This is a genomic window from Pseudonocardia oroxyli (assembly GCF_900102195.1).
In the GTDB taxonomy this organism is placed as follows: Bacteria; Actinomycetota; Actinomycetes; order Mycobacteriales; family Pseudonocardiaceae; genus Pseudonocardia; species Pseudonocardia oroxyli.
In genome coordinates this window covers 159,063-171,274 of the sequence record NZ_FNBE01000017.1, presented here as the reverse complement: position 1 = coordinate 171,274, position 12,212 = coordinate 159,063, and the positions used below count along the sequence as shown (strand labels likewise).

Below are 12,212 nucleotides of genomic sequence, written 5' to 3'. Positions count from 1 at the left end.
AGGAGTCTGGGCCGTGTCTCAGTCCCAGTGTGGCCGGTCGCCCTCTCAGGCCGGCTACCCGTCGTCGCCTTGGTGGGCCATCACCCCACCAACAAGCTGATAGGCCGCGGGCCCATCCCCCACCGAAAAACTTTCCACCAACCCCCATGCGAGGGAAGGTCATATCCGGTATTAGACCCAGTTTCCCGGGCTTATCCCAGAGTGGAGGGCAGGTCGCCCACGTGTTACTCACCCGTTCGCCGCTCGTGTACCCCGAAAGGCCTTACCGCTCGACTTGCATGTGTTAAGCACGCCGCCAGCGTTCGTCCTGAGCCAGGATCAAACTCTCCAACAAAATCTGGCTCTAGCTGACGGGCTCGCCTCCGACGGGGTCGGAGAAACGAGCCCCACAATGAACTGGCACAAACACTGCCAGAACAAGAAAAATAGCTCGACACACTGTTGAGTTCTCAAAAGACATCCGCACACCTCCGCATGGATCCACTCGGGATACACGCTCGGGGGCGTCGTCTGCAGTCACTCTACCAGGCCGGACCGGCCGGAGGCAACTTTCTTAACTTACCCGGTTCCACCGGCCTGGTCAAGCACCGGGGTACCGCGCCGATCCCCATCGCCCCTCGCGGGTCGGTGTGAACCGATTGTCGTCGCCACCTGCCGTCTGACTCTGGGCCGGAGATTCCGTCCCGGTCTGTCGTGCTGACCGCCTTGGCGACGACGAGAAAGTTACACACACGCCCTCAGGGCCCGAAAACCGGGGGGTGGGTTATCGATGTCTTCGCAGGTCACGACCGGTACGAAAGTCCGCGTGCGCTGCACGGGCCTGCAGTCGCCCCGACGCGGCCCGACGGCGTCGCCACCGAGACGGGTCGGGCCCGGCACCCCCCTGACGGGGGCGCCGAGCCCGAGAGAACGGCCGTGTGACGTCGCTTACCGCGCGCGGACGCCGGCCAGGTTGCGCTTCCCGCGGCGCACCACGAGCCAGCCACCCGCGAGCACGTCGGCCGACGACGGCGTCCAGCCCTCATCGGTGATCTTCACGTTGTTCACGTACGCCCCGCCCTCGCCGACGGCCCGCCGGGCGGCGCCCCGGGACTCGACGAGACCGGTACCGATCAGCAGGTCGACGAGCGTGGTCTCCCCCAGCACCGCGTCTGCGGTCGGCACCTCGCTCATCGCGGCGTCCAGTGTGGACGCGTCCAGCCCGGTGAGCTCGCCGCGCCCGAAGAGCGCCGCGGACGCCGCGACGACCTGCTCCGTCTGGTGTGCTCCGTGGACCAGCGTGGTCAGCTCCGCCGCGAGCCGCTTCTGCCCCGCCCGCAGGTGCGGACGCTCCCGGGTGTCCTCCTCGAGCGCGAGGATCTCCTCCCGCGACAGGAAGGTGAACATCCGCAGGTAGCGGCCCACGTCGGCGTCGGCCACGTTCACGAAGTACTGGTACCAGGCGTACGGCGACGTCAGCCGCGGATCGAGCCAGATGTTGCCGCCGCCCGTCGACTTCCCGAACTTGCGGCCCTCCGAGTCCGTGACGAGCGGGAGGGTCATGGCGTGGGCGGAGCCCCCGTCGACCCGGCGGATGAGGTCCGCTCCGCCGACGATGTTGCCCCACTGGTCCGAGCCGCCGATCTGCAGCCGACAGCCGTACCGGCGGTACAGCTCCAGGTAGTCCTGGGACTGCAGGAGCAGGTAGCTGAACTCGGTGTAGGACAACCCGTCCGTCGCCAGCCTGCGCTTCACGGTCTCCCGCGCCAGCATCACGTTCACCGAGAAGTGCTTCCCGACGTCCCGCAGGAACTCCAGGACGCTCTGCCCGCCGGTCCAGTCCAGGTTGTTCGCGACCAGCGCCCCGGTGGGCGAGTCGTCGAAGACCACGAACCGCTCGAGCTGGCCGCGGATGAGCCCGGCCCACTCCGCGACGGTGTCGACGCTCTGCAGCGACCGCTCCCCCACGTCCCGCGGGTCACCGATCTGGCCGGTGGCCCCGCCCGCCAGCACGATCGGCCGGGCCCCCGCCTCCTGGAAGCGGCGCAGGGTGAGCAGCGGGATCAGGTGGCCGGCGTGCAGGCTGGCCGCCGTGGGGTCGAATCCGCAATAGAGCGTGAGCGGCTCGGCTGCGTCGAGGTCCTTGCGCAGGGCGTCGAGGTCCGTGCTCTGCGCGATCAGGCCGCGCCACTCCAGCTCGTCGAGGATGCTCACGGGCCAATCCTCCCCGATCCCCGCGCCGTACGTCGGTCGGGTCGGGTCGGGGTCCGGACGCGCGGGGTGTGCCGGCGATAGGGGCTGACCTCCGGCGCGCCGTCGATCCAGAACCGCCAGGGCAGCTCGTGGGCGGCCGCCACCCCGACCCGCGGTCCGCTCCGGATCCGCTCCGGGGCGACGGGTGCGCCCGCCACGATCCGCACCGGCGAGTCCGGCGAGGTCAGGTCCAGGCCGTTGTGGTCCCGGCCGAGCCCGAGCAGTGCGGCCAGACGGGCGGGCCCGCGCGCCAGCTCGCGGTCCGTGCGGGCGGTGGGCCGACGGACCCGGGCGATCCCCGGGTCCGACACCACCCGTCCCGCTCGCAGCAGCACCGCGCCCGCCGCCCCGTCGCCGAGGCAGGACACGTTGGCGCAGAAGTGCATCCCGTAGACGAAGTACACGTACAGGTGCCCGGCGGGCCCGAACATCACCGTGTTGCGCGGGGTCCGCCCCCGGTAGCTGTGCGACGCCGGGTCGTCCGCCCCGCGGTACGCCTCGACCTCCACCAGCTCGACGGCCACGGTGCCGTCCGGCGTGTCCGCCTCCACCGTGCAGCCCAGCAGCCGCCGCGCCGCGGGCAGCACGTCGCCCGCGAGCTCACCGCGATCAAGCAGCATCGTGGCTCCACACTGTGCGTCCCGAGCCGCGGATCCGGCCGTTGTGGCTCCACTGTGCGGGCGTCGGGGCGGGGGCGCGCATCCCGCGGCGCTCAGGCGGAGCACCAGGCCCGGTGGTCCGCCGTGACGAGCCGCAGCCGGTCCAGCTGCTCCTCCACCCGGACCCCCGCCGTGCCGCCCCGCGCGTCCCGGCTGGCGATCGAGCCCGCCACCGTGAGGACCTCGCGGACCGCGGGGGTCAGCGCGGGGTGGACCTGGGCCAGCTCGGCGTCCGTCAGGTCCGCCAGGCCCACGCCGCGGGCCTCGGCGGCGCGCACACAGCCGCCCGCCGCCTCGTGCGCCACCCGGAACGGGACCCCCTGCCGCACCAGCCACTCGGCGATGTCGGTGGCGAGGGTGAACCCGGCCGGGGCCAGCTCGGCGAGCCGCTCGGTGTGGAACACCAGGGTCTCGACCATGCCGGACACCGCGGGCAGCAGGACCTCGAGCTGCTCGGCGGAGTCGAACAGCGGCTCCTTGTCCTCCTGGAGGTCCCGGTTGTAGGCCAGCGGGAGGCCCTTGAGCGTGGCCAGGAGCCCGGTCAGGTTGCCGATCAGCCTGCCCGCCTTGCCGCGCGCGAGCTCGGCGACGTCCGGGTTCTTCTTCTGCGGCATGATCGAGCTGCCGGTGGAGAACGCGTCGTCCAGGGTGATGTAGGAGAACTCCGCGGTGGCCCAGAGGATGACCTCCTCCGACAGCCTGCTGAGGTCGACCGCCACCATCGCGAGGACGAAGGCGGCCTCGGCGGCGAAGTCCCGCGCGGCGGTGCCGTCGATCGAGTTCTCCGCCGAGGAGTCGAAGCCCAGCTCCGCCGCGACCGCCTCCGGGTCGAGCCCCAGCGACGACCCGGCGAGCGCCCCGGACCCGTACGGCGAGACCGCGGCCCGCCGGTCCCAGTCCCGCAGCCGCTCGACGTCTCGGACGAGCGCCTGGGCGTGCGCCCCGAGCTGGTGGGCGAGGAGCACCGGCTGCGCGTGCTGCAGGTGCGTGCGGCCCGGCATCGGGGCGTTCGGGTGGGCGGTGGCCTGGGTGACCAGCGCGTCCACGACGTCCAGCACGCCGGACCCGATCCGGCGCGCCGCCTCCCGCAGCCACATCCGGAACAGGGTGGCGACCTGGTCGTTGCGGGAGCGGCCCGCGCGGAGCTTGCCGCCCAGCTCCGGCCCGGCCCGCTCGATCAGGCCGCGCTCGAGGGCGCTGTGCACGTCCTCGTCGTCGACGGCGGGGCCGAAGGAGCCCGACTCGACGTCCGCCGCCAGCTTGTCCAGCGCCTCCAGCATCCCGTCGAGCTCGGCATCGGTCAGCAGGCCGGCGCGGTGCAGCACGCGGGCGTGCGCCTTGGAGCCGCGGATGTCGTAGGGCGCGAGCCGCCAGTCGAACTGGGTGGACTTGCTGAGGGCCGCCAGCGCGTCCGCGGGGCCGCCGGTGAACCGGCCGCCCCACAACGCTCCGCTCGACTCGGGCATCAGTCCGTACCCGACTCGAGTGCCGCGGCGTCGAGCGAGGCGCCCTCGCCGCCGTCCTCACCCGCGGCGATCCGGTCGAACCCGCCCGAGGGCAGCTCCCCGAACAGCGTGCCGTGCTCCACCAGCACGGTGCCCTGCTCGGCGGGCTGGTCCGCGTAGGCCTCGAGCTTGGCGCGGGAGTCGGCGATGTCCAGGTTGCGCATGGTCAGCTGGCCGATCCGGTCCGTGGGACCGAAGGCGGCGTTCTCGACGCGCTCCATCGACAGCCGCTCCGGGTGGTAGGAGAAGCCGGTGCCCTCGGTGTTCAGGACCGTGTAGTCGTCTCCCCGCCGCAGCCGCAGCGTGACGGTGCCGGTGACCAGCGAGGCGATCCACCGCTGCACCGACTCGCGCACCATGAGCGCCTGCGGGTCCAGCCAGCGGCCCTCGTAGAGCAGCCTGCCGAGCTTGCGGCCCTCGTTGTGATAGTTGGCGACGGTGTCCTCGTTGTGGATCGCGTTGATCAGCCGCTCGTAGGCGGCGAACAGCAGCGCCATGCCGGGGGCCTCGTAGATCCCCCGCGACTTGGCCTCGATGATCCGGTTCTCGATCTGGTCGGACATGCCCAGGCCGTGCCTGCCGCCGATGGCGTTCGCCTCCAGCACCAGGTCGACGGCCGTGGCGAAGCGCCTGCCGTTCAGCGCCACCGGCCTGCCCGCCTCGAACGTGACGGCGACGTCCTCGGTCTCGATGGCGACCGCCGGGTCCCAGAACCGCACGCCCATGATCGGCTCGACGGTCTCCAGCGAGACGTCCAGGTGCTCGAGGGTCTTCGCCTCGTGCGTGGCGCCCCAGATGTTCGCGTCGGTCGAGTAGGCCTTCTCCGCCGAGTCCCGGTAGGGCAGGCCGTGGGCGGTGAGCCAGCGGCTCATCTCGTCCCGCCCGCCGAGCTCGCCGACGAAGTCCGCGTCCAGCCAGGGCTTGTAGATCCGCAGCTCGGGGTTGGCCAGCAGGCCGTAGCGGTAGAACCGCTCGATGTCGTTGCCCTTGTAGGTCGACCCGTCACCCCAGATGTTGACCTCGTCCGCCTGCATGGCCCGGACGAGCAGGGTGCCGGTGACGGCGCGGCCCAGCGGCGTGGTGTTGAAGTACGTGCGCCCGCCGGACCGGATGTGGAACGCGCCGCACGCCAGCGCGGCCAGCCCCTCGTCGACCAGCTGGGGCTTGATGTCCACCGCGCGGGCGATCTCGGCGCCGTACTGCGTGGCCCGCTCCGGGATGCCCGCGATGTCCGCCTCGTCGTACTGGCCGAGGTCTGCCGTGTAGGTGCACGGGATCCCGCCCTTGTCGCGCATCCAGGCGACCGCCACCGAGGTGTCGAGGCCGCCCGAGAAGGCGATGCCGATGCGCTCGCCCTTCGGGAGGGAGGTCAGGACCTTGCTCACGATGCTCCTTCATGCAGGTTCTGTAGCCGGTCGGCCAGCTGGGCGCCGGTCAGCGGTTCACGGGCGACCACGAAGATCGTGTCGTCTCCCGCGATGGTGCCGACGACGATGCTCAGCGACGCGCGGTCCAGTGCACTCGCAAGGTAGTGCGCCGCTCCGGGCGGGGTGCGCAGGACCGCCATGTTGCCGCTCGAGTCGGTGGAGACGAGCAGCTCGGACAGCAGGCGTTCGAGGCGCGACGTGCCCCCCTCGACGCCGCGGACGGGGCTCCCGTCCTCCGGGATCACGTAGGCGGGCTGCCCGCCGTCCGCCCCGCGCAGCTTGACGGCCCCGAGCTCGTCCAGGTCCCGGGACAACGTGGCCTGGGTGGTGTCGACGCCGTGCTCCTCCAGCAGCACGAGCAGCTCGCCCTGGCTGCGCACCGTGTGCCGCGAGACCAGCTCGATGATCAGACCCTGCCGGGCCGCCCGGGTGGCGCCGGTCATGTGCGGGCGGGGTCCATCAGCCACGCCAGGAGCGCCTTCTGGGCGTGGAGCCGGTTCTCCGCCTCGTCCCACACCGCGCTGGCGGGACCGTCGAGCACCTCGTCGGTGATCTCGTCCCCGCGGTGGGCGGGCAGGCAGTGCAGCACGATCGCGCCGCTGTTCGCCTTGCCCAGCAGCTCGGCGTTGATCTGGTACGGCCGAAACGGCGCCGCGCGGTCCAGCCCGTCCGCCTCCTGGCCCATCGACACCCAGGTGTCGGTGACCAGCACGTCCGCGCCCTCGGCCGCGGCGCCCGGGTCCCCGATGAGTTCCGCCGACCCGCCGGTCTCGCTGCCGTGGGCCTTCGCCGCCTGCAGGACCTCCGGGTCCGGCTGGAAGCCCTCGGGCGCGCAGATCCGCACGTGCAGGCCCGCCAGCACCCCGCCGAGGAGCAGCGAGTGGGCCATGTTGTTCGCGCCGTCCCCCAGGTAGGTCAGGGTGAGCCCGGCGGTGCGACCGAACCGCTCCCGGATCGTCTGCAGGTCCGCGAGGACCTGGCACGGGTGGAACTCGTCGGTCAGCGCGTTGACCACCGGGACGGTGGCCGCGGCGGCCATCTCGGCGATCCGCTCCTGCCCCGAGGTGCGCCAGACGATGGCGTCGACGAAGCGCGAGAGCACCCGCGCGGTGTCGGAGATCGTCTCGCCGCGGCCGAGCTGGCTGGTGGTGCCGTCCAGGATCACCGGCTGCCCGCCGAGCTGGGTGATGCCGACCTCGAAGGAGACCCGGGTGCGGGTGGACGCCTTGTCGAAGATCACCGCGACCGGGCGCGGGCCGTGCAGCGGCAGCGCCGATCGGTCGTTCCGCAGGCTCCTCTCCCCCGCCGCGAACCGCTCCGCCTTCAGCTCCGCCGCCAGCGCGAGGACCTCGGCCTGTTCGGCGGCGCTGAGGTCGTCGTCCCGCAGGAAGTGCCGGACCATCTAGACGCTCCGCAGGATGTCGGGGAGATCGGCCAGGAAGCCCTGGGCCTCCTCCCGGGTGAGCACGAGGGGCGGCGCCAGCCGCAGCCGGTCCGGCGCCGGGTTGTTGATCAGGTAGCCCCGCTCCCGGGCGGCCGCGGTGATCGCCGCGGACTCCGGCTTGGCCAGGCCGATCCCGATGTGCAGGCCCGCGCCGGACACGTCGGTGACCAGGGGCATCTGCTCGACGGCCGCGGTGATCTCCTTGCCGAGCGTGGTCACGTGCTCGAGCAGGTTGTCGTTCGCGATCACGGCCAGGACCGCGAGGGCCGCGGCGCAGCTGACCGGGTTGCCGCCGAAGGTGGTGCCGTGCTGGCCGGGCTCGAGCAGGCCCGCCGCCGCCCCGATCCCGATGCAGGCGCCGATCGGCAGGCCGCCGCCCAGGCCCTTGGCCAGGGTGACGACGTCCGGCACGATCCCGACCGTCTGGTGCGCGAACCAGGCGCCGGTGCGCCCGATGCCGGTCTGCACCTCGTCCAGCACCAGGAGCGCGCCGTGCCGCGCGGTGATCTCCCGTGCCGCCGCCAGGTAGCCCTCCGGCGGCACGATCACGCCCGCCTCGCCGAGGATGGGCTCGAGGAACACCGCCGCCGTGGTCTCGTCCACCGCCGCCTCGAGCGCCGCGACGTCCCCGAACGGGATGTGCACGACGCCCGGGGGCATCGGCTCGAACGGGGCCCGCTTGGCGGGCTGGCCGGTCAGGGCCAGCGAACCCATGGTGCGGCCGTGGAACGCCTGCTCACAGGCGATGATCTTCGGGCGGCCGGTCCGCCGCGCGATCTTGAACGCCGTCTCGTTCGCCTCGGCGCCGGAGTTGCTGAACAGCACCCGCGCCGAGTCCTGGCCGAGCAGGTCCCGCAGCTTCTCCGCGAGCAGCAGCGGCGGCTCGGCGATGTAGAGGTTGGAGACGTGGCCCAGCGTGGAGATCTGGCGGGTGACCGCCTCGACGATCGCCGGGTGGGCGTGGCCGAGGGAGTTGACCGCGATGCCGCCCAGCAGGTCGAGGTACTCGCGCCCGTCCGCGTCCCAGACGCGGGCGCCCTCGCCGCGCACCAGGGTGAGCGGCGGGGTGCCGTAGTTGTTCATGAGCGAGTGCTGCCACCGCTCGGCGTAGTTGCTGGTCATGAGGGCACCACCATGGTTCCGACACCGGCTGAGGTGAAGACTTCGAGCAGCACGGAGTGCGGCACGCGGCCGTCGATCACGTGCGCCTGGGGGACCCCGCCCCGCACCGCGCGCAGGCAGGCCTCCATCTTCGGGGCCATCCCGCTCTCGAGCTGCGGGAGCATCGGCTCCAGCTCGGCGGCGGTCAGCTCCGAGATGATCGACTCGGGGTCCGGGTAGTTCGCGTAGAGGCCCTCGACGTCCGTGAGCACCACGAGCTTCTCGGCGCCGAGCGCGGCCGCCAGCGCGGCGGCCGCGCTGTCGGCGTTGATGTTGTGGACCTGGCCCGCCACGTCCGGCGCGACACCGGCGACCACGGGGATGCGCCCCGCCGCCACGATGTCCAGCACCGCCGCGGGGCTGACCTCCACCACGTCTCCGACCAGGCCGATGTCGACCTCCTCGCCGCCGACCAGCGCCGTGCGCCGCTCGGCGGTGAACAGCCCGGCGTCCTCCCCGGAGAGGCCCACGGCGTAGGGGCCGTGCTGGTTGATCAGGCCGACGAGCTCGCGGCCGACCTGCCCGACCAGCACCATCCGGACCACGTCGATCGTCTCGGGCGTGGTGACCCGCAGCCCGCCGCGGAACTCACCCGGCAGGCCCAGTCGCTTCAGCATCGCGCTGATCTGCGGCCCACCGCCGTGCACGACGACGGGGTGGATGCCGGCCAGCCGCAGGAACACCATGTCCTGCGCGAAGGCCTGCTTGAGCTCCTCGTCGATCATGGCGTTGCCGCCGTACTTGACCACGACGACCTTGCCGTGGAAGCGCTGCAGCCAGGGCAGTGCCTCGGCCAGGACCGCGGCCTTCTCACCCGCGTGGGTGAGCCGACCAGGGCTGATCACCGGGCTACCGCCCTCACGAGGAGTAGGCACTGTTCTCCTCCACGTACGCGTGCGACAGGTCGGTGGTGAGGATCTCCGCCTCGCCGCCGCCGATCCCGAGCGCGACCTCGACCAGGACGTCCTCGCCGCTGAGGTCCGCGAGCGAGCGGTCCCCCGCCGCCACGCCGCCCCGGCAGAGCAGCACGCCGTTGATCGTGATGTCCAGCGAGTCGGGGTCCAGCTCCGCCTCCGCGTAGCCCGCCGCGGCGGCGATCCGGCCCCAGTTCGGGTCCGACCCGAACAGCGCGGTCTTGACCAGCGAGTCCCGGGCGACCGTGCGGGCGACCGTGACCGCGTCGTCCTCGCTCGCGGCGCCGGTGACCCGGATCGTCGCCCGCTTGGTGACGCCCTCGGCGTCCGCCTGCATCTGCGCCGCGAGGCTCTTCGCGACCTCGGTGAACGCCACGGTGAGCTCCGCGACCGAGGGCGCGGCACCGGAGGCGCCGGAGGCCATCGCGATCACGGTGTCGTTGGTGGACATCGACCCGTCGACGTCCAGCCGGTCGAAGCTGACCCGCACGGCGGCGCGCAGGGCGCTGTCCAGGGTCTCCGCCGACACCGCGGCGTCCGTGGTGAGGACCGACAGCATGGTGGCCATCGACGGCGCGATCATCCCGGCGCCCTTGGTGATCCCGCCGACCGACCAGCCCTCCCGGACGGCCACGGCCTGCTTGGCCACGGTGTCCGTCGTCATGATCGCGGTGGCCGCGGCCAGCCCGGATTCCGGTGAGGCGTCCAGCGACGCGGCGGCCTTCTCGACCCCGGCCAGCAGCACGTCCCGCGGGAGCTGTGCGCCGATCAGCCCGGTGGAGCAGATCGCGACGTCGATCGCGCCCACCCCGAGCACCTCGGCGGCCTTCTCGGCGGTGGCGTGCGCGGTCTGGAAGCCCTCGGGGCCGGTGCAGGCGTTCGCCCCGCCGGAGTTGAGGACGACCGCGCGGAGCGTGCCGGTGGTCAGGACCTGCTGGGACCACAGGACGGGGGCGGCCTTGACCTTGTTGCGGGTGAAGACGGCCGCGGCGGTCTGCTCCGGCCCGTCGTTCACCACGAGCGCGAGGTCCGGCTTGCCGCTCACCTTGAGCCCCGCGGCGATGCCCGCGGCCCGGAAGCCCCGCGGCGCGACGACACTCACGGCGCGATCCCCGTGGTCGGGAGACCCGTGGTCTCGGGGAGGCCGAGCGCGATGTTCATGCACTGGACGGCGCCGCCCGCGGTGCCCTTGGCCAGGTTGTCGATCGCGCCGACCACCACGAGCCGCTGCGCGTCCGCGTCCACCGCGACCTGCAGCTGCACCGTGTTGGCGCCGAGCGTGGCCTTGGTGGTGGGCCACTGCCCCTCGGGCAGCAGCCGGACGAACGGCTCGGCGGCGTAGGCCTTCTCGTAGACCTCCCGCGCGTCCGCACCGTCTCCGGTCAGCGGCGCGGTGCAGGTCGCGAGGATGCCCCGGGGCAGGGGCGCGAGGACGGGGGTGAAGCTCACCCGTACCGGGGTACCGGACACCCCCGACAGGTTCTGCGCGATCTCCGGGGTGTGCCGGTGCACGCCCCCCACCCCGTAGGCGGAGAGCGAGCCCATGACCTCGGCGCCCAGCAGGTGCGGCTTGAGCGACTTCCCGGCACCGGAGGTCCCGGTGACCGCGGTGACCACCACGTCCGGGGCCACGATCCCGGCCGCCAGGGCCGGGGCCAGGGCGAGCGACGAGACCGTGGGGAAGCAGCCGGGGACGGCGACCCGCCGGGTGCCCCGCAGCGCGTCCCGCGCGCCGGGCAGCTCCGGCAGGCCGTAGGGCCAGTGCCCGGCGTGCTCCCCGCCGTACCACCGGTCCCAGGCCACGGAGTCCGCCAGCCGGTGGTCCGCCCCGCAGTCGACGACGAGGACGCCCTCGCCCAGCTGCGCCGCGATCTCCGCCGACTTGCCGTGCGGCAGCGCGAGGAAGACCACGTCGTGTCCGGCGAGCACCTCGGCGGTGCTCTCGCCGAGCACCCGGTCCGCGAGCGGGGTCAGGTGGGGCTGGAACTCACCGACTCGTCGGCCCGCGTTGCCGCCCGCCGTGAGCGCGCCGATCTCGACGCTCGGGTGGGCCAGGAGGAGCCGCAACAGCTCTCCCCCGGCGTAGCCACTGGCTCCTGCCACTGCGATCCGTACCACGCGGATGATTATGCACACCCCTGCAAGCTCATGCAAAGGGGGTTTCCCCGAGCCTACGGCTCTAGGCTCGCCCCATGCACCCGTTGGTGGCCGACCTGCGCGCCGCGCTCGCGCGCGCGGCCGATCCCGAGCAGGCGCCGACCATGCAGGCCTACATGAAGTCCGCCCTGCCCTTCCGCGGGGTGCCGCAACCGGTCCGCGCCCGGATCCTGCGCGAGTGCCTGGCCGTCGCGCCGCCGCCGACCGCGGACGTCCTGGCCCGCGTCGTCGACGCTCTGTGGGACGGCGCGGAGTTCCGCGAGGAGCGCTACCTCGCCACGGCCCTGTGCGCCCACCGGTCGCTCGCCCGCATGCCGGACGCGGACTGGCTCCCCCGCTACCGGCACTGGATCGTGTCCGGCGCCTGGTGGGACCACGTCGACGAGATCGCGAACCGCCTGGTCGGCCCGCTGGTGCGCGCGGACCCCGGCCGGGTCGTCCCGGTCATGCGGCGCTGGGCCACCGACCCCGATCCGTGGCTGCGGCGCGCCTCGATCATCTGCCAGCTGATGGCGAAGGAGGCCACCGACACCGCCCTGCTGGGCGAGGCGATCGAGGCCAGCCTCAAGGACGAGGACTTCTTCCTGCGCAAGGGGATCGGCTGGGCGCTGCGCCAACACGCCCGCACCGACCCGCTGTGGGTCCGCGAGTTCGTCGACGCCCACCCGGACCTCTCCCCGCTCTCGCGCCGCGAGGCCCTCAAACACCTGTGA

At 72.7% G+C, this 12,212-nt stretch carries 11 protein-coding genes and 1 rRNA gene; 1 reads left to right on the top strand and 11 read right to left on the bottom strand.

The features are described 5' to 3' along the window. The 11 genes from BLS43_RS23670 to argC form a co-directional block, all read right to left on the bottom strand. Positions 1 to 334: ribosomal RNA gene (locus BLS43_RS23670) — 16S ribosomal RNA — on the bottom strand; the annotation flags it as partial. Positions 335 to 927: 593 nt separating this feature from the next. Beyond that, a complete protein-coding gene (tyrS, locus tag BLS43_RS23665; protein ID WP_093088891.1) occupies positions 928 to 2,193 on the bottom strand; it encodes a tyrosine--tRNA ligase in 1,266 nt (421 codons plus the stop codon). Next, positions 2,190 to 2,852, bottom strand: a complete 663-nt coding sequence (locus BLS43_RS23660; RefSeq protein ID WP_093088890.1) for a DNA-3-methyladenine glycosylase — start codon at positions 2,850 to 2,852, stop codon at positions 2,190 to 2,192. The genes tyrS and BLS43_RS23660 overlap by 4 nt, the downstream gene beginning before the upstream one ends. A gap of 92 nt (positions 2,853 to 2,944) precedes the next feature. Then, entirely contained in the window at positions 2,945 to 4,357 is a 1,413-nt protein-coding gene (gene argH, locus BLS43_RS23655) for an argininosuccinate lyase (protein WP_093088889.1), read from the bottom strand. Then, positions 4,357 to 5,781: an argininosuccinate synthase gene (argG, locus tag BLS43_RS23650; protein ID WP_093088888.1), complete on the bottom strand. Its 1,425-nt coding sequence runs from the start codon at positions 5,779 to 5,781 to the stop codon at positions 4,357 to 4,359. Before argG ends, argH begins: the two co-directional genes overlap by 1 nt. Next, on the bottom strand, positions 5,778 to 6,266 hold the full coding sequence (locus BLS43_RS23645; RefSeq protein ID WP_093088887.1) for an arginine repressor: 489 nt from the start codon (positions 6,264 to 6,266) through the stop codon (positions 5,778 to 5,780). The genes argG and BLS43_RS23645 overlap by 4 nt, the downstream gene beginning before the upstream one ends. Continuing rightward, positions 6,263 to 7,225 carry an ornithine carbamoyltransferase gene (gene argF / locus BLS43_RS23640; protein ID WP_093088885.1) on the bottom strand — a complete coding sequence of 321 codons (963 nt, stop codon included), beginning with the start codon at positions 7,223 to 7,225 and terminating at the stop codon, positions 6,263 to 6,265. The genes BLS43_RS23645 and argF overlap by 4 nt, the downstream gene beginning before the upstream one ends. Then, positions 7,226 to 8,389, bottom strand: a complete 1,164-nt coding sequence (locus BLS43_RS23635) for an acetylornithine transaminase (RefSeq protein ID WP_093088882.1) — start codon at positions 8,387 to 8,389, stop codon at positions 7,226 to 7,228. Then, positions 8,386 to 9,273 carry an acetylglutamate kinase gene (argB, locus tag BLS43_RS23630; protein WP_176921495.1) on the bottom strand — a complete coding sequence of 296 codons (888 nt, stop codon included), beginning with the start codon at positions 9,271 to 9,273 and terminating at the stop codon, positions 8,386 to 8,388. Before argB ends, BLS43_RS23635 begins: the two co-directional genes overlap by 4 nt. A 13-nt stretch (positions 9,274 to 9,286) precedes the next feature. Further along, a complete protein-coding gene (argJ, locus tag BLS43_RS23625) occupies positions 9,287 to 10,444 on the bottom strand; it encodes a bifunctional glutamate N-acetyltransferase/amino-acid acetyltransferase ArgJ (protein WP_093088877.1) in 1,158 nt (385 codons plus the stop codon). Continuing rightward, positions 10,441 to 11,451: an N-acetyl-gamma-glutamyl-phosphate reductase gene (gene argC / locus BLS43_RS23620; RefSeq protein ID WP_176921500.1), complete on the bottom strand. Its 1,011-nt coding sequence runs from the start codon at positions 11,449 to 11,451 to the stop codon at positions 10,441 to 10,443. Before argC ends, argJ begins: the two co-directional genes overlap by 4 nt. 83 nt (positions 11,452 to 11,534) lie before the next feature. On the opposite strand from argC, the gene BLS43_RS23615 reads away from it, so the two are divergent. After that, positions 11,535 to 12,212 carry a DNA alkylation repair protein gene (locus BLS43_RS23615; RefSeq protein WP_093088874.1) on the top strand — a complete coding sequence of 226 codons (678 nt, stop codon included), beginning with the start codon at positions 11,535 to 11,537 and terminating at the stop codon, positions 12,210 to 12,212.